This is a genomic window from Erysipelothrix aquatica (assembly GCF_009828775.2).
Taxonomy (GTDB): domain Bacteria; phylum Bacillota_I; class Bacilli_A; order Erysipelotrichales; family Erysipelotrichaceae; genus Erysipelothrix; species Erysipelothrix aquatica.
Genome location: NZ_WTSY02000028.1, coordinates 1 through 21804, shown reverse-complemented (window position 1 = coordinate 21804; position 21804 = coordinate 1). Strand labels below are relative to the sequence as shown.

General features: G+C 35.3%; 26 protein-coding genes. All 26 read left to right on the top strand.

The genetic code is table 11. The features are described 5' to 3' along the window. Positions 1-19: 19 nt before the first annotated feature. A complete protein-coding gene (locus GVV20_RS08150; protein ID WP_159637207.1) occupies positions 20-337 on the top strand; it encodes a hypothetical protein in 318 nt (105 codons plus the stop codon). Then, positions 327-614, top strand: a complete 288-nt coding sequence (locus GVV20_RS08145; RefSeq protein ID WP_159637205.1) for a hypothetical protein — start codon at positions 327-329, stop codon at positions 612-614. Before GVV20_RS08150 ends, GVV20_RS08145 begins: the two co-directional genes overlap by 11 nt. A gap of 1 nt (position 615) precedes the next feature. Beyond that, positions 616-852 carry a hypothetical protein gene (locus GVV20_RS08140; protein ID WP_159740545.1) on the top strand — a complete coding sequence of 79 codons (237 nt, stop codon included), beginning with the start codon at positions 616-618 and terminating at the stop codon, positions 850-852. A gap of 32 nt (positions 853-884) precedes the next feature. Further along, positions 885-2555, top strand: a complete 1671-nt coding sequence (locus tag GVV20_RS08135; RefSeq protein WP_159740544.1) for a conjugal transfer protein TrbL family protein — start codon at positions 885-887, stop codon at positions 2553-2555. 34 nt (positions 2556-2589) lie between these two features. After that, positions 2590-5007: a VirB4 family type IV secretion system protein gene (locus GVV20_RS08130; protein WP_159740543.1), complete on the top strand. Its 2418-nt coding sequence runs from the start codon at positions 2590-2592 to the stop codon at positions 5005-5007. A gap of 62 nt (positions 5008-5069) precedes the next feature. Beyond that, positions 5070-6260, top strand: coding sequence for a MobP3 family relaxase (gene mobP3, locus GVV20_RS08125; RefSeq protein WP_159740542.1), 1191 nt, complete (start codon positions 5070-5072; stop codon positions 6258-6260). Then, positions 6238-6561 (top strand): hypothetical protein, encoded by a 324-nt coding sequence (locus GVV20_RS08120; RefSeq protein ID WP_159740541.1) that lies wholly within the window; start codon positions 6238-6240, stop codon positions 6559-6561. The genes mobP3 and GVV20_RS08120 overlap by 23 nt, the downstream gene beginning before the upstream one ends. A gap of 7 nt (positions 6562-6568) precedes the next feature. Further along, on the top strand, positions 6569-8128 hold the full coding sequence (locus GVV20_RS08115) for a type IV secretory system conjugative DNA transfer family protein (protein WP_159740540.1): 1560 nt from the start codon (positions 6569-6571) through the stop codon (positions 8126-8128). A 41-nt stretch (positions 8129-8169) separates the two neighbouring features. Continuing rightward, a complete protein-coding gene (locus GVV20_RS08110) occupies positions 8170-8775 on the top strand; it encodes a hypothetical protein (protein WP_159740539.1) in 606 nt (201 codons plus the stop codon). 82 nt (positions 8776-8857) lie between these two features. Continuing rightward, on the top strand, positions 8858-9190 hold the full coding sequence (locus GVV20_RS08105) for a hypothetical protein (protein WP_159740538.1): 333 nt from the start codon (positions 8858-8860) through the stop codon (positions 9188-9190). 53 nt (positions 9191-9243) lie between these two features. Next, entirely contained in the window at positions 9244-9696 is a 453-nt protein-coding gene (locus GVV20_RS08100; protein WP_159740537.1) for a hypothetical protein, read from the top strand. Continuing rightward, positions 9693-10586 carry a M23 family metallopeptidase gene (locus tag GVV20_RS08095; RefSeq protein WP_159740536.1) on the top strand — a complete coding sequence of 298 codons (894 nt, stop codon included), beginning with the start codon at positions 9693-9695 and terminating at the stop codon, positions 10584-10586. Before GVV20_RS08100 ends, GVV20_RS08095 begins: the two co-directional genes overlap by 4 nt. A 41-nt stretch (positions 10587-10627) precedes the next feature. Then, complete coding sequence (locus tag GVV20_RS08090) at positions 10628-10927, top strand: hypothetical protein (protein ID WP_159740535.1); 300 nt, start codon at positions 10628-10630, stop codon at positions 10925-10927. A 240-nt stretch (positions 10928-11167) separates the two neighbouring features. Beyond that, complete coding sequence (locus GVV20_RS08085) at positions 11168-11878, top strand: type III toxin-antitoxin system ToxN/AbiQ family toxin (protein WP_159740534.1); 711 nt, start codon at positions 11168-11170, stop codon at positions 11876-11878. A 414-nt stretch (positions 11879-12292) separates the two neighbouring features. Continuing rightward, complete coding sequence (locus GVV20_RS08080; RefSeq protein ID WP_159740533.1) at positions 12293-12880, top strand: helix-turn-helix domain-containing protein; 588 nt, start codon at positions 12293-12295, stop codon at positions 12878-12880. Positions 12881-13176: 296 nt separating this feature from the next. Beyond that, positions 13177-13551, top strand: a complete 375-nt coding sequence (locus GVV20_RS08075; RefSeq protein WP_159740532.1) for a hypothetical protein — start codon at positions 13177-13179, stop codon at positions 13549-13551. A 111-nt stretch (positions 13552-13662) separates the two neighbouring features. Continuing rightward, positions 13663-14106, top strand: a complete 444-nt coding sequence (locus tag GVV20_RS08070; RefSeq protein ID WP_159740531.1) for a hypothetical protein — start codon at positions 13663-13665, stop codon at positions 14104-14106. A 234-nt stretch (positions 14107-14340) separates the two neighbouring features. Next, complete coding sequence (locus GVV20_RS08065) at positions 14341-14544, top strand: hypothetical protein (protein ID WP_159740530.1); 204 nt, start codon at positions 14341-14343, stop codon at positions 14542-14544. A 382-nt stretch (positions 14545-14926) separates the two neighbouring features. Then, positions 14927-16315 (top strand): DNA polymerase Y family protein, encoded by a 1389-nt coding sequence (locus GVV20_RS08060; RefSeq protein WP_236261962.1) that lies wholly within the window; start codon positions 14927-14929, stop codon positions 16313-16315. Positions 16316-16483: 168 nt separating this feature from the next. Continuing rightward, positions 16484-16915 carry a hypothetical protein gene (locus GVV20_RS08055; RefSeq protein WP_159740529.1) on the top strand — a complete coding sequence of 144 codons (432 nt, stop codon included), beginning with the start codon at positions 16484-16486 and terminating at the stop codon, positions 16913-16915. 99 nt (positions 16916-17014) lie between these two features. After that, positions 17015-17767 carry a hypothetical protein gene (locus GVV20_RS08050; RefSeq protein WP_159740528.1) on the top strand — a complete coding sequence of 251 codons (753 nt, stop codon included), beginning with the start codon at positions 17015-17017 and terminating at the stop codon, positions 17765-17767. Between the two features lie 123 nt (positions 17768-17890). Beyond that, on the top strand, positions 17891-18751 hold the full coding sequence (locus GVV20_RS08045; protein ID WP_159740527.1) for a recombinase family protein: 861 nt from the start codon (positions 17891-17893) through the stop codon (positions 18749-18751). Then, the gene (locus tag GVV20_RS08040) at positions 18748-19203 is read left to right on the top strand and encodes a hypothetical protein (protein WP_159740526.1); all 456 of its coding nucleotides are present in this window, start codon (positions 18748-18750) and stop codon (positions 19201-19203) included. The genes GVV20_RS08045 and GVV20_RS08040 overlap by 4 nt, the downstream gene beginning before the upstream one ends. 10 nt (positions 19204-19213) lie before the next feature. Next, positions 19214-19999: a hypothetical protein gene (locus GVV20_RS08035; protein WP_159740525.1), complete on the top strand. Its 786-nt coding sequence runs from the start codon at positions 19214-19216 to the stop codon at positions 19997-19999. A gap of 186 nt (positions 20000-20185) precedes the next feature. Next, positions 20186-20896 (top strand): DUF6037 family protein, encoded by a 711-nt coding sequence (locus tag GVV20_RS08030; protein ID WP_159740524.1) that lies wholly within the window; start codon positions 20186-20188, stop codon positions 20894-20896. A gap of 511 nt (positions 20897-21407) precedes the next feature. Beyond that, on the top strand, positions 21408-21668 hold the full coding sequence (locus GVV20_RS08025) for a hypothetical protein (RefSeq protein ID WP_159740523.1): 261 nt from the start codon (positions 21408-21410) through the stop codon (positions 21666-21668). Positions 21669-21804 lie beyond the last annotated feature (136 nt).

Below are 21804 nucleotides of genomic sequence, written 5' to 3'. Positions count from 1 at the left end.
CATGTAGGAAAGGAGACCTATGTTAAAAAATGAAGGACGATACACGATCTCTCAAGGACGCATCAAAAAGACGCAAATATTCGCATGGATATGGTATGAATTTGTACTGTTGCTTGCTGCATTAGTAGCAATCACAATAGCTGTATTTAGTTTACCCATCGCACTCAATTGGAAAATCTCAATATGGACAACAGTTAGTGTGGTTCTACTTGTTTTGTTTGCACAGATTGATGAGTTTGGTGGTAGTCCGTATTCTGTAATTAAGAAAATCGTCAAATATAAAATAACTAGCAGAAGGTTTCTCTTTAAACCTAGAAAGGGAAGCTATGAACGCTGAAGAACTGAAGATTAATTATCTATATTGGTGTACTGGTAAGCGGGATGTCTTTAATGATTTTAAGTTCTTCTCGCGAACTGTTAAATATGAAAAAATCGAAATGGAAGGGAGTGTCATCACTTATGAACTGGTTGAGTTTAAAGATGAAGACACAATCCTTTATGCTGTTGTCAATGACTATGTAACGTTGTACGTTACCCAAAGTATTAACTGTGCAATTCAAGCGCTTGCTGAATTTGCATCTACAATTAAGAAATTTATGAAGGAGGAGCATTAACATGCCAGAATTTTTTGCGAAACTATTAGGACTTATTCAGGAATCTCGTGGGTGGTTGGAATCAATTTTAATTCCCACTTTTATCATTTTAGGATTAGCCTTTTCGATGATGTTTGGAGTAGCAAGTGACCAAAACAAAGGTAAATGGAAAGCTGCACTCATTACGTTACTCGTTATTGTTGTGATCGCCGCATCCGTAGGATATGTAATACCTTGGTTCTACCAATATTTCGCGTAATGGGAAATAGAATAAGAAAGGGGGTATAAACGATGTTCGATTGGGTAGGTGACTCATTAGAAGTCTTATGGCGTAATATGATGTGGGGAATTATGCAATTTTCGTTAAACCTGCAAAGTGGTTTTATTACTGAAATCATACTACCTGCTTCAAAACTAACATTCCTTAAATCTGATATCGTCAATGAGAGTTATCAAGTATTCTCTCAAATAGCAGCAAGTATGCTTGTCGTACTGGTGCTATTTTTTCTTCTCATGGCTGCAATCAGAAATGAGATGGAAAAAAAGATTAAGAATATTGTATTGGGGGCACTTATTAGTGTCCTTTTGATTGTTGGTACAAAGCCATTTGTATTATGGGCTTTTGAAGGCGTTAGCGAAGCTGCAGTTATGGTAACAACAGGAGATGAAGCGACATCTCTTGATGAAGAAATTGTACGGGTTACTTTATTGGCCGCTAACCCAGATATGAGCGACGAACTAAGTAAAGAATTTGTTACAGAGTTTCAAAAGGCCGACTTTGACTATAACGTCAAAGTAAATGACAAGTATAAGTATGAACTTAATCCATTTCCGACTTTGGTTATAAGTTTCATCGTTTTATTCTTACTGATTTATATAGCTTTACAAATATTATTTAGGGGCCTTCAGGTTGCATTTTTATTGGTACTGAGTCCATTCGCAGCACTTACAAATGCTGGCGACAATAACCAAGGGTGGAAATACATCACCACTCAACAATCAACCAATCTATTACTAACGGCACTACAAATTTGGATACTACTGTTTTCGATGACGTTCATCACCGATATGAAGAGTTCTAACTTCTTTCTTCAGTTATTGGTTTTGATTGTTGGTTTGTTGTTTGTTATTCAAGCACCATCAGTAGTCTCTGGTATTACTGGAGGAACACAAGGGTCATTACTTCAAACCGCACAGAGCGCCTTAATGGGGGCAAATGCAGGTCGAGCGATGATGGCCGGTTCTGCAGCTGCACTTTTAGCAACTGCAGGTGGAATTGGAAATATGGTTAAAGGTGGCTTTACAGGTAGAGGTCAAGGAATGGCAGGGCTGGTCGGTAATGCAGTTAGCTCTCCAGTAAGGTTTGCATCTGGAGCCATACGTGGAGATGGTAAGACCATGTTTGGGAATGAAGGAACAAAAGCGAACAAGCAAGGTTCTAAGGCACGTAATGCTAGCACGAATTTCATGCAAGGTAACGGACTGAAACCCACTGGGGCTGATGATTTTAATACTGGATCTAACGGGGCTTCCAATCAAGAGAATCAACCACATCGGGCATCATCAAATGATGTATCAGGTAATGACTCGAGTCATTCAACATCAAATGATGGTGTTAAAGCAGGTAATGTTGGGTTTGAAGGAACACAAGCACATAGACCGTCTGCAGGTGAGATTTCGGGAAATGAAACATCTAACGGTCAGTTGGATATGAGCAATAATAACAGGTCTGGTTCGTCATCACTTGGTGGTGGAACTCAAAGTGAAAGTTCGTCAAACCAAGAACAAATGCGCACTAACGCACCAAGACCAGATAACCGAGTGTCTCCAACAACCGAGTTAAGAGGATACTCCAGAACAGAATCAAATAGTCCTCAAGGCAAACGAACAGTACAAAGTGTTCGTAAGTCGAAGAGTGCAAACCATCGATTAAAGGCAACGAAAAAGAATGATGATTTATAACATGGCAATCATTGCCATGTGGAAAGGATGAACAATGTTTAACAAAACTAAGCCAACAAATAAAGTAATGAATTTCCGTGTTGATGATGAACTAAATCTCATTAATGCAAATAAACACATGGTTCGTCTATTACGCGTGGAGTCAATTAACTTTGACAACATGCGTGATGTCGACCAAGAAAAATATGTCAATGCATTCTCCACGATACTTCAACAGTTTCCAGTGGATGATGTCCAGATATTCAAAGAAGACAGAATGCCGAACCTGACTGATTATATGAATCAGTTTGAACTTGTACTCGACAAGTTGGATGTAAAGGTTCCGTCTGAAAAGAAGCGGTACCACAATCTTGAGGAAGAACGTTTGCTTCTTCAGCAACGGATTCTAAATCAAGATATTAAAGAACGTTACTACTACATGATTATTACAGGTAAGAATGAGTCAGAGTTAGAAGAAACTACTTACAAGCTACAGACGCTTTTTATTGAGGAATCAATGAAGTTCGATGTTATCGGTAAGTTCGAAGCACTGATAGTGTTATTCAATTATCTTAATCCAATGACGTCGCAGTTTACGTTCTTACCAGAACTTGATATTGAGAAAGACCATACGATTACAAATTATCTCGATATGGATAATTTCTCACTTGTTGATGATGGTATCCGAAATAACTATATTGTGTCTGATGGTCTATATCAAAAATCATTTTATGTGCATGCATATCCAGAGAATCCGCCTGTAGGTTGGTTAGCAACATTTATGGGTGTTTCTGAGATGGACTATTCAATTCATATCAATAAGGTGGACTACGAAACGTCACGTAAAATGTTCAATAAGACCAAAAGTGCGCTACGTCAGGAATCCGATAATACACGGCTCAAGGATGATGAAGTTAAGAAACTAAATCAAGAATACCGTGATCTTGATATGCAGCAAGATAAGTTGTTATATGGTTTGCAAATGTATTCAGTATTTATTGTATTTAGAATTAAAGCGAATAGCCTTGAAGAACTCAACGAACAAGAAAAGCGACTCATCAAAATGACTGGCAAATCGCGTTTCATGATCAAGCAAGGATTTGGTGAACAGAATGCACTTTTTGAAGCATGTTCGCCGATTGGAGTGAACAAATTTAAAAGAAGTAGTTACAGCAAGGTTATTAGTTCAGATGTTCTGGGTTGGGGTTTTCCTTTTATCAGTGAATCACTCATTGACCAAAACATGCCAATCGAAATTGGACGTAGTTTTTCAGAAGAACCAATATTACTTGATACGCAGATTAAAACAATTGGCCGTGTAAACTCAAACGAGTGCGTACTTGGAATATCAGGAAGCGGTAAAACAACAGCATTGATGAACTTGATCACGTCACGAAACAGTCGTAGTGAGAAACAATTCATTATTGATGTGGTTGGGAAGGAACTTGTAAACCTTACCAAAGATTTGATGGGTGACGTTGTTGACCTATCCAGTAATGTAAATGGGATGATTAATCCTCTGCAAATTCGCATTGATTATGAAACTAAAGGTGATGATGAGAATGCATTAATCGAACTTGAAAATATTTATCCTTTAGGATTACATATGCTTTTCCTTAGAACATTTTTTAATCTTCAACTAGGAACAGAAATGGCAGACAAGGATATGAAAGTTCGAGTGATTGATAACTTACTTCTGGAGTTTTATGGGACATTAGGTTTTACGATTGATGCGACAACAGCTATTGACATTCTTAAAACTAAAAACGAAGATTATCCAACTTTCAAAGAATTCTACAATTTCGTTGGTGAGAAACTTGATAAATATGAAACTGAGAAGAGCATCATTTCTAAATCACGTCTTGAAGATACGTTATTGACCTTGAATAGTCTTGGAGAAGGAGCAGAGAGTACACTCTTTTCTGGAACAACTAATGTTGACCTGGATAGTTCATTACTTATGAATTTCGATATTTCGCGACTTCAGGGCAAAGACAAGAACGTTCTAGCTGCTCAATACTACAATATTATTTCGTTTATTTGGGGATATGTTATGACGCATAAGAAGCCATATTTCAAACGAATATACGCAGACGAAATCCACGCAATGCTACATAAGGATTTACCGTCAGTATCGACATGGATGCGTAAACTATCAAAAGAAAACCGAAAATTTGATTGTGGATTGACTATAGCAACACAAGAAGTTGCAGATCTAAATGAAGGTGATTCCAGTCAGGAAGGAAAATCGTTAATAGCAAACAGTGTGTACAGTTTTATTTACATGATGGATAATGATTCACGAAATGCACTTGAGTCTAAAAATCTTTATGACACAGAAACACTTGATTGGCTAGAACATAAAGCATTACAAGGTGAATTCTTATTAAGGTATGGTAAAAATCAAATCAAAGTTGATGGAAAAATGAGTCAAGATGATCCACGTTTCATATACTTCGAGAGTTTACGCTAAACAACATGGCAATCATTGCCATGTTGTTTTTAACTTTGAGAATTAAATAGTAGGAGATTAATATGGGAATGATGTTTTTGAATATAAGACGTGTTGATGTAGGGAGTTCATCCTATCAATCGATGATTGATTACTACGCGCGTGAAGAAGCGATTAACCCCGAACAAGAAGACGGTATCGCGATTGAAGATATACTAGAAAACCCAGAATCGATTATTGATTATTACGGGCGATTTGAGGATGAGAATAACGGTGGATTCGATTTCAATGGTGATAAGTCAAATGAATCTGCATTAGCAGAACTCAATACATTTAAACCTGAACAACTTTATCAGTCAGTCATTTCATTTAGACCTGAAGACGCGATGAAATTAGGTATAGCTTCCACATCTGATTTTAAAAGAATTGCAAATAGTTACATATTGAGTTGCGCTAAACAACTGAATATCAGTTCAAACAATTTAGTTTGGGGTGGGTATGTTCATGAGAATACGGATCATCCACATATGCATATATATTTCTTTGATAAGTCTCGAACAGAACAACCACTTATGAAAAAGAGGGAGTTGTCTAAGGTTAGAAGTTCTCTAGCAAACTCGATTTTGAATCAGGTAAGCTCGTATCGAGAAAAAGATAAGCAATATAAGAAAGTAGTAGAGGATATAAAAATGATGTTTACGGACAAGAACGTAGATACTTTAATTGGAAGTCGTTTAGTCCTTGGCCATCACAAATTGATGTCATTGAGTGATGGCGATAAAGCGATTTTAAGTGCATTTAAAGACTTGTCTTTATCAATTCCCCTAGAAGGAAGAAAAAGCGCTGAATCGCTCTCTAAATGGCAACCAGAAATATATGAAAAAGTTGTAGCAACACGTGAGCTTCTTTTAGAAGAAGTGGAATCAATGGCTGTCTATAAAAACACAGTCGGTGAAATTACAGAAGCAATGAAAACGTTGTATGGAAATGGATCTAATGCCAAAAATTATTATGATAATCAACTCAATAGAATTAACAAGCAATTGGACAATACGATAATTAAGTATGTCGTGGAAAACAGAAATGAATTGCTTCACCCAGATTTTGACTACAATGATGTATCTCTCAACTTCATGGGTGGTTTTAATAAGCTGCAGTCTTCAGTAAACAAGCAATTCTTGGGTGGGCTTCATTCATTTCTCTATTCGATGAAACCACGCAAACAAAAGGAACGAGACAAGGAGCGAGATTATGAAGAAGAAATCGACTATTAGAGAACGTGTTGCAATTATTTTGATTTCAGTATTCGGATTCAACTTTATGGTTATGTACATTCATAACTTACTGCAGAAGAAACCAATTGATATTTTAGATAATATTAATCCGATTACCTGGATTCAGTTTTACATCAAGAACCCTATGATTTTGGTATTGATGTTTGCTCTTCTTGGGATTGGTGCGTTACTCATGTGGAATAACTCAAAAGACTTCATCACGCAACATGAAGATGATGCAAGACTTGCGACTCCAGAAGAAATTAACAAAGCCTTCGGGCATATGAAAGTCAAAAGGTGAAATGACCATGTTTAAAAGGAAAAATAAGTATGTCCCAGATTATGGTGGTGGGATACCCGTTGGATATGATGAGAGAAAACAAGAATATCTTTACGAACGTTTGGATTATCACTCAGGTATCGAAGGTGTTACAGGTATTGGTAAGACAACACGATTTTTTATTCCTGCAGTCTATATCATGGGACGTCTAAAAGAAAATATGATCATTGCTGACAACAAACTCCAAGTCTACTTTGCAACAAAAAAGTTTCTAGAATCTCAAGGCTATGATGTACTGATGGTAAATTATCGAGAACCTGAACTTGGTCATAGAATTAATATGATGTCAGAAATAATTATGCATATAGAAAAAGGCGATTTAGATTCCGCTCAAATGGAGGCAGTCGATCTAGCAGCCACTTTAGTTCCGCGCAGTGATAGTGGCGAACCCATGTGGGGTGATGGTAGTGAAAGTGCGATTGCTTCAGTTATGCTTGCACTATGTATGAGGAAAGATATTCCTGATAGTGCAAAAACAGTAAGTAATGTTTTCCATAACATCATTCACCTTGGGAAATCCACAAGAGATGGTTCATTGTTAGATGACTACTTTTCGATGGATGAGCGTAGTAATATTGAAAAAATCGCATATGGAAACTATGGGATGTCTTCGTCTAAAGTTAGGATGTCCTTCAATACTATGGCCACTTCATCAATTAGAGAATTTAGCTATGAACGTATTAAACGACAGAGTGCAGTCAATGATTTTGATTTAAGAAAAATGGTCGGTCCAGATTCTAAACCATTTGTAATATTTGTAGTAGCGCCTGATGAAAAGGATAGTCTCAATCGATTGGCACCAAGCTTCTATGAATATGCGTATCGCGTTACTGTAGACGAATCTAACAAGTTAAATGGAACTAAGTTACCAATTCGGCTTCATATGATGCTGGATGAGTTTACTAATAATGGAAAGTTCAAAAACTTTGTTCAACGGCTTACATTATCGCGTGGCCGTAATATTTTTTATCACCTTGGATATCAAAGCCAGACACAAATACAATCGGTATATGGAGATAAAGATGCGGATACCATTGTTCGAAATCTTGGGGTGAGAGCATTCACTGAATTTGGCGATCAAGAAGATATTGATGACTTTCAAAAGAAAACTGGATTCAGTTCAGTTGTCGGATCAACACAGTCAGAGAATCAACGCGGGTTGCTGGACCTGTCATTGAATAAAAATACGTTCCAGTATCAAGCGAAGAAAGTACCACTGTTTGATAGGCATTACCTTACAACATTGGGAATACCAGATGCCATTATCAAACGAAGAAGTATGTTCGCATTCAAAACGTTCCTACCAGTATGGATGGAAACACCACTAACTGAAGTCTTAGAGCCAACACTATACAAAGACTTATCGAAGCGTGTAGATGATGAACTGATATACGAAAAATTGCTGATAGATCCAGTCGGAATTCAGAATGTAACGTCTCAAAATGTAGATGATACTGAACCTGTAGATTATGAAAAAGACAGTGAAAACAACGATGATGTGGATTTGCCAGATAGTGAGTATTACTAACATGGCAATGATTGCCATGTAGCTACAAAAAGGAGGATTCTATGGAAACACATGGAGCAACATATTTGATTTATGGAAATGAGATTGACTTCGACAGTCAAAAAAATCCTATTAAGAGAAGCCTGAAATTTGCTTACTTCAGAAGTATCGTGAGATTACTAATGCCAATCGTCGTATACGCGTTGGCATTTTATTTAATTCGGTTAATAGCGATGGACGTAGTTGGTCAAGGTATGGAATTAGCAACTGAACATGTAGAAGAGTTGAGTGAATTTATTGCATATTTAATTCTCGTTCTTACTATAGGTGGTACTTTATTTTTTAAATCTTGCTCGATTCTGATGGGTACTAAAACAGTGTCAATATCGCAAATGGCTCAAGCTGCTATATGTACGGTGTTCTTAATCCTTGTTCTGCCATTTTTCAATGATGGGTACACAATTCTTTTATACATTCTGCTAGTTATTAGTCCAACAATAAAGAATACATATCAGTTAATAGGATTATCAAAACTCAGTAAAAACAGATGGAAACCTGAATATTTAGATCTATATGAAAGTCAAAAACTACATGATTGGGACATCAAGGTGACTCCAGATTCTATTTTCTCTAAAGTGAAGCAGTCGCAAGAAGGGAAAGAAATGTAACATGAACAATACATCTAAAATGAAATACTCAATTAATCCAGTAAATAAAAAGTATTATTTTCTCACGCCTACAGAGAGGACGTTGATACGGTATACCATCATTGATTGGCCATTACAAAATTACGTTCAGAAGATGTGGACTCCTGAAACAACGCGTGAAGAATTATCGGAAACATTACTGTTAGTGGACTCAATGAGCGATGTTGAACTTATTGAGTCATTAGCAAATTTAGAGCATATGACTAGTGGTGGAGATTGGCAAAGCCTAAATCCGAAAGAAGGGCCAATGATTTTAGCCGTTAGACCTGAAATATATGAACTATTTAAAAACGGACGAACAAGAAACACCAAAGACTTTTTTGATGATCAAGGCTGGGACTATAGCAATCAATTAACTAAAGAACTGAACAACTAAATTTAACCAAATTAGTAACATGGCAATCATTGCCATGTAAGAAAGGAGTCATCATGGAAATTTTAAACTTACTAAGCAAAGAGGAGTATTATCAATCAGGGCTTTGGGCAAATAATTTTAATTTGCTTGTCCGCGCACCTAGTTTCATTGATACGATAATTCTCGATAACAATGCCACACAAAGTGACGCTCATACCTATTACTATGCATCACTTCTACATGAGTTGCACAAGGACAAAACAATTCTTGTACTATTATCAAACCCAACACAAAATGAGATGCTCGTTTACGGATTGAACAAACTAGGTATTGAAACTGTTGATGAGAACATGGTTTATAACGAAACGTATACGCCAGTGAGTATTCCTAAATGGAGAGTTCTGAAGAATAGAAAACTGAAGAAGTCTCGAACAAATATCTACAAAAGTATCAGACATAACAATCCAGACATTAAGAAACGAAAACGTATACTATTCCGTAAGAAAGTTCAGGACGAGTTCGAATGAAAAAAATAATGGGTGGTGGGATTGTATCATTGTTTAGTTTTTTGATGGTGCCACTAATTTTCATAATGATGATCTCTTCATCGCTATCGCAGACGACATCAGGAATTATGGAAAATTCGGACGGAGAAAAACAATCATTCTTTAATCTTTATTATCGAGAACCAATACTAAATGTTCAAAATGAAACTAACGTTCTAGTTCCGTTCGGATGGCTCTATGGAGCCATGTGGTACAACGACCCAGATAACATCAGTCAAGATAAAGTGACGGATATGATTCAGTATGCATACACATGTAGCGATGGATGCAAATTAGTTACGTTGGACGAATACATAGCGAATATTAAACCTCACCTTTTCAGACAAGATGTCACTACTGAAGAACTAAAGCGAAATATTCAGTTATTTGATGATGCTGGAAAAGTTTACTTTGGGGACTTGCCTAAAAAAATAAGTGATTACAAAGGACTTGAAATGTCACTTCCACTACCGAAAGAAGCATTCTACATCCACTCGAGATACGGACTGTACGACCCGTTTAACACCGGTAAGTGGGAAATGCACCGAGGAACTGATTTAACACCACATGATGGCTTAGAAGGGCACGTGCTCTACAGTATGATTGATGGGATAGTTTCATCGAAAGGGTCAAACGACAATACTGGGTGGGGAAACTGGATAGTTGTACAAAGTTCTGTTCATCCAGAGTTTTCTATAAGATTTGCTCATATGCAAGCACCTACAACATTAACTATTGGTCAAGAAGTTAAAATGTCCCAAGCAATAGGGATATTAGGAAATACTGGGAAAAGTTCAGGGGCTCATGTTCATGTTGAGTTTATGGAAAATGGTGAGAGATTTAATGCCGAACTGGTTTATAGATTTGAATAAATGATGTTATGATATTTATGGAGTGGGGGGAGGTGAGATTGATGAAACAAGATGATTTAACACTAGAAGTTGCGAATTCAAAAATTCTTGAAAATGCTCAGATGATTTTTGTAGATAAGAATTATACAAAGGCTTTCAAAATTGTAAATGATGAGAAGTCTAAATTAATTTATGATGCTAACAAAGCAATCAATGAAAACATTTATGTTGAGAATGATACAGATAACAAGGATAATATCGCATTAACAGGTAAGCTTCTAAATACATTACTCGTTTGGGTACATGATGAGGTAGGGATGGACATGCTATACGTTTCTGGGGCATTCTACTTGTTTGGGTGATAAATTTAATCATTTCCATTCTTAAATTGTAGGCTTTATGATATAATACTGATATAACTTGGTTATCAGCATCCACGGGGAAGATCCAAAAACTGACGATAGTAATGGGGTTCAAACCTCGAAACAAATTGACAGCTCTCATGATTGTGGGGGCTTTTTTTATTATGATATGAAGAGTGAACGTTTGCAGCGTTCACTTTTTTACATGGCAATGATTGCCATGTTGGAAGGAAAACAATAATGTGGATACAAATTGATAAAGAATATTTAAATTATATAAGAGATAAAGGGGACAGTAGGGTACCTTTTCAAAATTATGGGGATCATAAGTTCAAACCATTTTTCCCTGTATTTACTTTGAAGGATTCTGACATTACTTATGTCGCAAACATTGGCCATTATAAACAAGTGGACTTGAACCGTGAAGACACGTTGGACTACAAGAAGGTCATTGGACGCAATGGTATGTGCCTCGGAGTAATCCATCTAAATACCATGATTCCAGTACCAAATAAATATATTATAAACTATGATTATTCTATGATTGAAGAGCAATTGTCATGGGGAGAGTCATTTGATTTCTCTAGACATCTTCCACGATATCTGAAGTATGAACAACGAATAAAAGAAGCTGATGTATATAAATCAGCAATACTCGTTTATAAAATTAAGAACGAGAATTTAGACCCTAATTCATCGAAACGGACGCTTGATTTTAAGGGACTTGAAGCCAAAGGAATTGAGTTTAGAATCAACAAATATTTAGAGGAAAACAAGTCCGACTTCAGGCATGTTTTGGTTGAGAAAAATGATGACAGTTTTATTGTTAAAAGTGATGATCAAGATATAAAAGTAAGTCATGCGGAATTGTTAAACTTTGACCACTTTTGCAACGTAACTTTGATGAGTTTAGATCTTGGAGATAGTTTATCGGATGAGTTAGAGTTTTAAAAAACTTTTGTTCGGAATGTTTTTAGTATTTAGAATGAGCAAGCCGATAGGTGCGCTTAGCGTACAAATAGATGACGCACCGAAAGGCAAAGGAAACTGTTGCCGCTAGGGTGCGTCAACAGTTTAAACAGCGCGCTTGCTTACGCAAGCGATAGTCCTAAACGGATGTTTTTACACCTGTTAAGGTGTCCGTTTAGATACTAGCAGGATAAGGTGCGTAACTTTTGGTCTCCCAAAAGTTACTTGTAGCAAATCGCCAGTGGCGATTTCATGATAGCAAACTTGTAACATAGACTATCATTTGATAGTTATACATGTACATAGTGGCTGTCAATCTCTCATTTCTATCATTTGAGAGATATTATGCAATTCTTATTTAAATAAAGTCTATCATTTTATAAAAGAGGAGAAAATATGGAACAGATTGAGAATGTAAAGAAAAGACTTAAAAAAGAGAACATTTCAATAAGGGAGTTATCCGAAATTACTAATCTTAGTGAAGCGACATTGTATCGTTATTTTGAAGGGACGAAGTGTTCTAAGAAGACGAGATTGATTATGGATGAATTTATTGAGTTTGCTGGAACCTATAAGTCAGTAGAAGAAATGGTAAATATTGGCCAAGTTAGAATACCTCAAAGTCACTATGATTACTTAAAACGTCATGCTGAAGAAAGTGATATATCTGTAGCTGAAGTACTTCGAAGAGTCATAGAAAATGTTGTTGATAATGACTACCTTTGGAAGTCTTTTGAAGAGCAATTGAACATCACCGAACGTGCCCTAAAAACTACCATGAGTAATACTATGATTCCGTTCATTAAACAACAAGATAAAGAGATTGCGTTTGTTGGAAATCAAGTCATGTATATTGAGGAATTGCTGCTACGTTTGTTTGATAAAAACAGTAAAGATTTTCGAGAGCAGTTAGTTCCAGTGAAGGAACGTATGTTTGAAATAGGTGATGATAGAAGATATAAAAGAAAGAAACACACGGACTAGTCGATTGACTAGTTCGTCTTTTTTTTTTTGCTTCAGTTTACTTTGCCATCCGTAACTTACCACTTTCCATTCTCGATGCAAAATTCGCAAATTTTTTAGAAAACGAAAGTACATGTTTTCTAAAAATTTTACTCACGCGCTCATTACAAATGGATCCATTCACTGCGTTCATACGCCACCCGCACTCGTGCGACTTCCGTTCCATTCTTCATGAGTTTTGCATCAATCATTTCAAGTGGTGCGTATTGGGTGGCAAAGGGGTAGAGCCTAGCCTAGAAAATGGAGCAGTGATATTTATGGGTTTAGACCATTCACTAAGTGTTAGAAGTAAGACTGATAATTCGCAAGAAGAAAGGCTTGCCGTATTTAGAAAGTTCAACGCCCTTCAAGGGTATATGGAACGTTTACATAATGTGCAGAATACGGTGGATGAAATAGTACCTAGAACAACTATCGAACACCTCAATGAAATTGCGACTAAGATTTTGGATAGTAAATCGGATGAAGTAAGTTTAGAACTTTTACCACCGACTGCAGGTTTCTTTTACGGTTCGACAGATTGTGATGATTACTACTATGAAGATGTTCAACTATTACAAAATGTTACCAGACTTATTCTTGATAAATACAGTGATGAACTGTATGACGTTATCTACTGGTGTTGGTGGTAAGTATGACAGTAATAGAGCAAAGATTTTATGAAACTATGATATATACAATGAATGCATTAGTTAAGGAAATTGAACGACTAAATGATAATCTCGAGAAAGGGGGTAATGGACATGAGTAAAAAATACATTGATGAATTTGTAAAGTTACCAGTTAGTAAAATGGCCCAAAAGATTACAGATATGACATATCTTCATGATAATACCGAAGTACCCAAAGCACATTATCAAAAGTTGCTTCAACAAGAAGTGCTTGAAATGATGGCCCAAGATAGCAGTATGGAGTGTATCTTACTTAATGCGATACTTGGGCAACTTCAAGCACTTCAAAAAGAAAGTCCTAAGTTATTCATGAAAGCAATGCTTTGCATGGATAAGGGTATAAAAATTGAGAATATGAATACTCGTATATACGATAGTTTGGAAAGAACATTCCTAGATTATCAAAACTCTGAAGAACTTCTAAACCGGGATATATCAACTACTTATGATGACCACTATGAAAATCATGCTCATACATACGAAATCAAAATATCTGATAATGAGCATATGTCATGATTGAACAATTCATTCAATACTTGAATGACAACTGCACAACCCTTTCATCTAGTCAGATGAAAGGGAGTGCAATTGAGTACATGAGAGCAACGTTCGCGGACGCATCTATTATTTCGATTAGTTGTCGTTGCCCAGCGTTGGAAGAGTATTTTAGATTTAATGTGAATATTGATGAATATGCGTTCTGTGTATTACAACATCGAAATACCTTTGAATACCAGATGGGAGAGATTTATGAGTAGCTTTACAGTAACAGTAATTGTTCAGGAAGCATTAGAGAAAATAATCAAAGTGACTGTCAAATCCAATGATAGTAATGACGCTAAAGATAGAGCATATGCGATTGTATCAAGCAAGTATCGAGAGAGTGAAATTGTATTAAGTGATATTGCTTTTATAGACAGTGACATTATCATTGAGAATATTGAAAAAGACTAAGTGAGCAAACTTGCTCACTTTCTTATTAGTTGATAGGAAAGTCGCGCGGGGCACCTTGTATAAAATTTACACGAGCCTACAACGTGTAGATCGCTCACGTTGTTCACTTATAACGGTCTGTTCGACACGTTATCCTACACGCTGAAGTCTCTAATTTTATACAAGACGCCCCTGATTGTAGGAGTGGTTAATGATTCTATAAAATTTAGGTAATACAAACAAATAATAATTGACAGAATATGTCCGATACTAAATGTACTATAAAGATATAGTATAATAGTAATTATTGCGAACAAATGGTTTAAGTTAATTTAAGTGCGTCAAAAGTTAATGATAAGGTTTGATGTATCGTGTTATTATACAGAATCAGTGGCGGATAGAAATGACTGGCCATAAAATGAGGTGGATGATGGAGAAAGAAAGGATAATATTTCATATTGATATAAACCACTGTTTCGCACAAATTGAAGAAATGCTTGACCCATCATTGAAGGATATTCCAATGTGTGTGGGTGGTGATGAAGAAAAAAGAAGTGGTATCGTACTTGCTAGAAATCTTAAAGCAAAAGAATATGGAATTACAACTGCAGAAACATTAAGAGACGCGTATAGAAAGTGCCCGCATTTGCGCGTAGTGCCTGCGAAATACAGTGAGTACATTTACTACACAAGTAGGGTAAAGGATATCTACAGGGAATATACTAATCAAGTTGAGTCATACGGTCTTGATGAAGCATGGATCGATGTGACGGATTCGTACCATTTATTTGGTAAACCGTATGATCTTGCATACGAAATGCAAAAAAGAGTACTTGAAGAGTACGGCCTAACAGTATCGGTAGGTGTTGCTTGGAATAAAGTATTCGCTAAGTTGGGTAGTGATATGATAAAGCCATCCGGAATGGTAATAATAACAAAGTACAACTACCAGGACATCGTATGGAATCAGCCTGTAGAAGACTTACTATTCGTAGGTGGAAAGACCAAGCCAAAATTAAACGATATGGGAATCTTTACAATTGGGGATCTTGCGCAGTCTAACAAAAGCAAACTACAGAAAAGATTTGGGGTTAAAGGAATCGAAATGTGGAACTTTGCAAATGGATACGATAATGCTGCAGTTGATGCAAATGGTTATGTTGCACCACCAAAGAGCATAGGTAACAGCACAACGCCACCGAGTGATATTAATTCTTTGAGAGAAGCTGAAGTAATCTTGCAACACCTTTGTGAGAGTGTAGCATCAAGGCTTAGAGATGAGCAGAAAAAAGGTCATGTGGTTTCGATTTATCCGCGAGATACAAACTTGAAGAGCTTTAGCCGACAAAGAAAACTGCAGGAGCCAACTAACATTTCAACCGAAATTCTTAAAGTGGCTATGGAACTGTTAGAGGATAATTATGATTTTTCAATTTTGCCACTTAGATCGATTGGGGTTCATGTAAGCAAGCTAGTGGATGATGTGAATATTCCAAAGCAGATTAATTTGTTTGATTCAATCGAACAAGAAAAGACTAGGGAGTTAACAATTGATAAGACTATTGATGAGTTACGAGAGAGATTTGGTTTCCATGTTGTTAAACGTGCTTCAGCTTTGTTAGACAAGGAAACTGAAAACTTTGATGCAAAAAATAGTAATTCAGTATTCCCTGGGAGGAAAAAGGATTACGACCTTGATAATGATAATATAGAGAATGATATACTCTACAAAAAAGACAAACGCTCACAAAAAATTATGGAAGAGTATCTAAAGAATAAAGGTGAATACTAGTTTGTTGACTAAAATGAGGAAATATGAAATCTGTATAATCGATTATATAAAGATTGACTAAAATAGACTGAACGTATACTGAAAAACAACTAACTTACAACTATTTATTTACTAAATCATCGGTTCAGTATATGATAAGTGTATTGAATAGAAGAAGGAGGATTTTAAATGGTTGATAAACTAATGGTTGTTTATAAATTTGGTAGTAGATTCAATGGTGATCTAAGTCCTAAAGAAGGAATAAACATTTATGATCTACATGCCAGAGAGCATCAGGGGAAAGTTCTCTTTACAATAAACAAAGCGCCAGATGTAAAGTACAGAGATAGTATTAAAAAAATTATCTTGATGACGAAAGATGGAAGTTTTGCAATTCGAGCAAATGTTGATTTTGCTGGAAAGGGGAGTGTATTGAGTCCCCCAATAGAATACACAATACCTTCAATTTGGGATAATGATGACCGAACAAAAATGGGATGGTTTGCGTTATCGAACTTGGAACGCATCGAAGTGAAAAGAGGAGATTATGCCTCTGTAAATGGAAAAGATTTAATTGATAGCATGAGTGGAAATGCTTATATGGCTTACGTGAAAATTTAAATCTATATATCTACAGAAGGCTATTCTAAGGTAAATATGGAATTGATACATATTTATTCTAGTAGCAACAAGAATAGAAGAAATTAGAGAGGTGAAAAAATGTTTGATTTTCTCGTCATAATACTTGTGCTCTATGTAGTTGGTTTGGTCATATTTGTTAAAAAAGGGAAATTTGAAAAGACATCGGTAATAACTAGATTAATTATAGGAGCCTTACCGCTGGTCATCATATATGTGTTTTTGTCTGTGAGCAAAATAAACACTGCTTCTTCAATGACTACTACAAAAGATTCTGAAGTAAAGAAATTTTCCAATTCGAGTTCGGAAAATAATGAGTTAACTGATAAATCAGATAGGAAACAAAATGAACAAAAACGAAAATCTACAACTTTTAATTACTGGAATTCTCCAAACTTTGATAAACTTAATGTAACATTGATAAAGACAGAAACATTAGAGCAAATAGATGGTGTGTATCCTGAAAATTCGGTCTTTATTGTATTTCATCTTGACTATAATACAAGACTTAGTGTTAGAGATAGAAATGCGCATATAGACACCGTAGCTACTCTGAGTGTTAAAAACGAAGAGTTTAAAAATGTGGCTAGTAGAAAATTACCTGATGGTTCTTTTTCAAACTTTGCCTATGCCCTTAATCAACAGAATGGATATGTAGGTAAACCTGAAGATCACAATTACTCGCTTAGTTTTTACAACTCTGCAACAAGAGCGGTAGTTTTTGATGTTCCTGAATATGTTTTGAATGATCCTTATACATTACTTCGATTTGGTAACGGGAATACACAATATGAAAAAGAATACCCTGGAGGTTTTATTAAGGTTTTTGAATAATATGTCATATTTATGAACAAAGGCGAGTGTAAAGCTCGCCTTTGTCCATAAATATACAATTTGTTACATGTGAACCAATTTGATAAAATACATTTTGTGTAATGAATTGGGGGATACATTGAATTGAATAAAAGTAAGAAAACTGCTGTGTACGCGAGAGTCAGCACTCGAGAACAGGCGGAGCAGGGATTTAATTTAAGGGAGCAAGTTAGAACTGTTAAGAGTTACATATCTGTCTTTCAGTCGGATTATTCAAATGAGATTGAAGTATATGTTGATGATGGATATTCAGCTAAGAACCTAAACAGAAAAGAAATGAACAGACTAATTAAAGATATTAAAAATGGAGAAATAGCCAAAGTTGTAATTCATAATCTAGATCGACTGACAAGAAGAGTTAAAGACCTAATTCGCATTATTGAATTGTTTGATGAGCATGATGTGGAATTGGTTAGCATCAAAGAGAAGGTAGAAACGAAAACTGCAATGGGTAGATTCTTTATAATGATCATCATTCTAATTGCACAGTGGGAACAAGAAACGAACTCTGAGAGAACGAAAAGAGGGCTAGATCAATCTGCAACTGAAGGGAACTATGCGAAAGGGAGGCTGGCTCCGTTCGGATATAAAAAAATTGATAACAGGTTAACTATTGATTACAATCAATCGAAAATAGTTAAAGCTATTTTCATGATGTACGTGAACGACAGAAGGAGCATGGAGTATATAGCTCACTTTCTGAATAGCACATCAAGTAACAATAGAAGGTGGGATATGGATAAGGTTAGAACCATTTTAACCAATAGTATATATTATGGTAATTTCAACAACAATAGAGTCAATATAGATGGACATAGTCCTAGCATTATTGATGAGAAAGACTTTAGAACTGCTCAATTGCTCTTGATAGTAGAAACACTAGAAAAAAGTACTCATATATATTTGAAGGTCTGTGTTATTGTTTTACAACTGGAGAAAGATTGAGAAGTCAGCCAACAAATAAACCTAGCATAGTTTATAAATACATCTATTCTGGTACGTTGCAACTTAGAATTAATGAGAAGATAGTCGATAAACTTGTGGCTGTTTACATAAATGATTATATTGAAAGTCAAGTAGTTGAAAATGTTCGTGATAAAATTGTAAAACTTAAGAGACTTGATGGAAGATTAAAGTTATTAGACAAGATGTTTTTGGAAGGAATTATCAATCATGACTACTATGAATCGGAGAGAATGCTACACGAACAAAAAACAGACTACTCTATCAACTCATTAAGACTTGTTAATCATGGGTTTCAGAAGTGGGAAACAATGGAAAATAACCAAAAACGAGAATTTTTGCTTTCTTACGTCGAAAAAATTATAATTGACATGTACAAGAAAGAAGTGGTCGAAATAATATTCGTCGATTACAAACAAGTAATAAGCAACTAAGGAGAATATCATGGATCTATATGAGTACTATATAATAGAAGAAGCGATTGGCGATGTGAATAAATTTTATTTACGTGCCATGAATGAACTAAATATTGATGCGTCAAAAAACACTTATAATATAATTGACGATGAAGAGGCAATAGAAAATTGGAAGAAAATGCTAAGTCCGTATTATAAAGCTGAGACAAATGATAAAATAGTAGAATTTAGGTTTACATTATTGTCGTTCTATTTATTCAAGGAAGGATTTTATCTTGCAAATATGCCTAATCTACTTGAAAGGGCTCCTCGTTTTGAAGATACAGTTGAATTATTTAGAATAAAAACTGGAGAAAAATTTGGTCGTAATGGCCAATACGGCGGAGTAGGTTGGAGCGATAGAGGGAGATATCTTGAAGAATTAAAGTTCATAAAGAAAACTGAAGAGTCATATAATCTTGATCAGGAACTGGAAGCACTAATTAAGCTAGTATCTACATCAGGAACAGATTTTAATACTATGACTGCAAACGAAAAACTTGCGACTATCAGAAATACATTCGAAAATATCGCAAAAAAAGATAGCAAGAGATATCATCCAATTCCATTTCATGATTTAACATACGGGTTGATTACTTCTGATGACGTGACTAGATTCAACAAAAAGTTGCATGTTTTCAGACATGGAGAAAAATCGATGCTTAGTGAGAGAGAAAACTATACTCAAGAAGAGAAATCGTTCATGATAGATTATGCCCTTTTGATATTACAAATAGCGAGAAATTATATAAAAACCACTATTAGTGTCAAGTAAGTATGGAAAATGTAAAGATTTAATTGCTCAATTTAAACGAGTTGCGTGGAATTTAATTAAGGAAATTAAATAGAATACTAATGCTGCAGGTAAGTTCTGTAAATTGAAAGTTTTAATTACAAAGATTATATTAAGGGATGATTTATCCTGCGAACATTTACTTATTTTTGATGGATGATAAATACTATGGAAGAGTATACGAACTTAACAAATTCTGGAATGAGAAATTTAATGCCATTGAGAGATAGTATGAGGGAAAAATATATTCCTATTACTTCATTTGATCTCTTTTTTGATGACGAGAATTATAATGTAGTTGTAAGAATTGCCACTGATGAAGAACAAGCCGATTGTAGAAGTGCGGGATTTCATTATCCATTAGTGAGATTGAAGTTTATTCGGGAAAGTGATGGCGCGTGCTTTGAGTGTTTTGCAAATAGAAGTGAATTTGTTGATAAAAACATTAATAGAATAGTGGGGTTCTTTTGGTTAAGTGATAAATGGGATCCTAATATAAAATCTTTTAGTAACTATTTTACTAACCAACTTTTTAATGAAATAGGCAGAGCATGTCCAAAATTGGCGGTTGATTATAGTGGAAAAGAAAGACAGTTTCTAGTCAACCAGATGAATGAGCTGTTTTTAGAAGATAAAAGGAACAAATATCTTTACGGACTGAAACCCGATTCTGAGTATAGTTACATGGGTCTTCGTCATAATGAAGAAAAAGCATATTTACTCTATCCTGAGTTTTATCGCGCAACATCAGAATTAAGTAGATACTCTATACCACTGAATGCACACAAGGGATATGTATATTTATTCGGGGATGATTCAAGATTGGAAGTAAAGTCTTTTGAAAGTATAAAGCAAGACTATCAACGGATATTTGAATAGCACCATTGGCAGGAAATTTATAGCTGAAAGGTTAATTCTAAAAAAGAAGGTTGAAAAGTGAAGTTCATTAGTTTAAGTTAAGGGAATGTTTTTTATTTTAATAACAGGATGGAGTTAACCCAAAAATCATAATAAATTGAGGTTTCACACTTATTTTACTCAATCCGTAAATATTAGTATGTAGACAAACAGAGTTTATCTTGCTATAGTATAAATAGTAACAAGCTAGTCATACTATGTCACTGATTTTTTGTTCAGTGTAAAATTTGGTTAAAACCGAGCAACAATTGCCAGCTGGGAGCCCTAAAAGGAATCTGTCTGCACAATTGTAGCAGTTCTTAACTATCGAAGATAGTTGATAAATCTAGTAATAGTGAATAGGAGACATATATATATATAGCGTAATTGCTAAAATAGTCCTCAAAATTTACTATTACTTAGATGGCCTGTTCATATTCTAGCAAACAGAGTAAATGACGTGGCCTTCTAGGTAAATCTAGGAGGAACTTATATGAAATTCAAATTCAGAATCGAAGTTGAGGTGAATGTAGAAAACGGAAAGAAAGTGAAGGGGCGTTTTGACAAAAAGAACAAACCTTTACCGAATGGAAGGAAGACTACAGGAACTAAATTGCGTTCAATTATTAAGTTTATCGCTACTACAATTGCCGGTAACATTATTGAAACGCTATTCGTAATGCTTGTTATGTTTGTGATTGAAGTATTTATGAACTTGCCATTCTATTATATTCTAGACTATTCATATGAGTAGTCATTTTTTTTATTGAAAGGAAAATTAGATGAAAAAAAATTTTGATGGTTTAAAGAGATTGAATAAAAAAAAGACGATATATTCTCTCTTTGAATTTCCGAAAGCGGCGACGAATAAAGATTATGACTTTAGTAAT

Bases quoted from the DNA above. Each gene is read 5' to 3' on its own strand.
- GVV20_RS08150 (WP_159637207.1), top strand. From the start codon at position 20: ATGTTAAAAAATGAAGGACGATACACGATCTCTCAAGGACGCATCAAA.
- GVV20_RS08145 (WP_159637205.1), top strand. From the start codon at position 327: ATGAACGCTGAAGAACTGAAGATTAATTATCTATATTGGTGTACTGGT.
- GVV20_RS08140 (WP_159740545.1), top strand. From the start codon at position 616: ATGCCAGAATTTTTTGCGAAACTATTAGGACTTATTCAGGAATCTCGT.
- GVV20_RS08135 (WP_159740544.1), top strand. From the start codon at position 885: ATGTTCGATTGGGTAGGTGACTCATTAGAAGTCTTATGGCGTAATATG.
- GVV20_RS08130 (WP_159740543.1), top strand. From the start codon at position 2,590: ATGTTTAACAAAACTAAGCCAACAAATAAAGTAATGAATTTCCGTGTT.
- mobP3 (WP_159740542.1), top strand. From the start codon at position 5,070: ATGGGAATGATGTTTTTGAATATAAGACGTGTTGATGTAGGGAGTTCA.
- GVV20_RS08120 (WP_159740541.1), top strand. From the start codon at position 6,238: ATGAAGAAGAAATCGACTATTAGAGAACGTGTTGCAATTATTTTGATT.
- GVV20_RS08115 (WP_159740540.1), top strand. From the start codon at position 6,569: ATGTTTAAAAGGAAAAATAAGTATGTCCCAGATTATGGTGGTGGGATA.
- GVV20_RS08110 (WP_159740539.1), top strand. From the start codon at position 8,170: ATGGAAACACATGGAGCAACATATTTGATTTATGGAAATGAGATTGAC.
- GVV20_RS08100 (WP_159740537.1), top strand. From the start codon at position 9,244: ATGGAAATTTTAAACTTACTAAGCAAAGAGGAGTATTATCAATCAGGG.
- GVV20_RS08095 (WP_159740536.1), top strand. From the start codon at position 9,693: ATGAAAAAAATAATGGGTGGTGGGATTGTATCATTGTTTAGTTTTTTG.
- GVV20_RS08090 (WP_159740535.1), top strand. From the start codon at position 10,628: ATGAAACAAGATGATTTAACACTAGAAGTTGCGAATTCAAAAATTCTT.
- GVV20_RS08085 (WP_159740534.1), top strand. From the start codon at position 11,168: ATGTGGATACAAATTGATAAAGAATATTTAAATTATATAAGAGATAAA.
- GVV20_RS08080 (WP_159740533.1), top strand. From the start codon at position 12,293: ATGGAACAGATTGAGAATGTAAAGAAAAGACTTAAAAAAGAGAACATT.
- GVV20_RS08075 (WP_159740532.1), top strand. From the start codon at position 13,177: ATGGGTTTAGACCATTCACTAAGTGTTAGAAGTAAGACTGATAATTCG.
- GVV20_RS08070 (WP_159740531.1), top strand. From the start codon at position 13,663: ATGAGTAAAAAATACATTGATGAATTTGTAAAGTTACCAGTTAGTAAA.
- GVV20_RS08065 (WP_159740530.1), top strand. From the start codon at position 14,341: ATGAGTAGCTTTACAGTAACAGTAATTGTTCAGGAAGCATTAGAGAAA.
- GVV20_RS08060 (WP_236261962.1), top strand. From the start codon at position 14,927: ATGACTGGCCATAAAATGAGGTGGATGATGGAGAAAGAAAGGATAATA.
- GVV20_RS08055 (WP_159740529.1), top strand. From the start codon at position 16,484: ATGGTTGATAAACTAATGGTTGTTTATAAATTTGGTAGTAGATTCAAT.
- GVV20_RS08050 (WP_159740528.1), top strand. From the start codon at position 17,015: ATGTTTGATTTTCTCGTCATAATACTTGTGCTCTATGTAGTTGGTTTG.
- GVV20_RS08035 (WP_159740525.1), top strand. From the start codon at position 19,214: ATGGATCTATATGAGTACTATATAATAGAAGAAGCGATTGGCGATGTG.
- GVV20_RS08030 (WP_159740524.1), top strand. From the start codon at position 20,186: ATGGAAGAGTATACGAACTTAACAAATTCTGGAATGAGAAATTTAATG.
- GVV20_RS08025 (WP_159740523.1), top strand. From the start codon at position 21,408: ATGAAATTCAAATTCAGAATCGAAGTTGAGGTGAATGTAGAAAACGGA.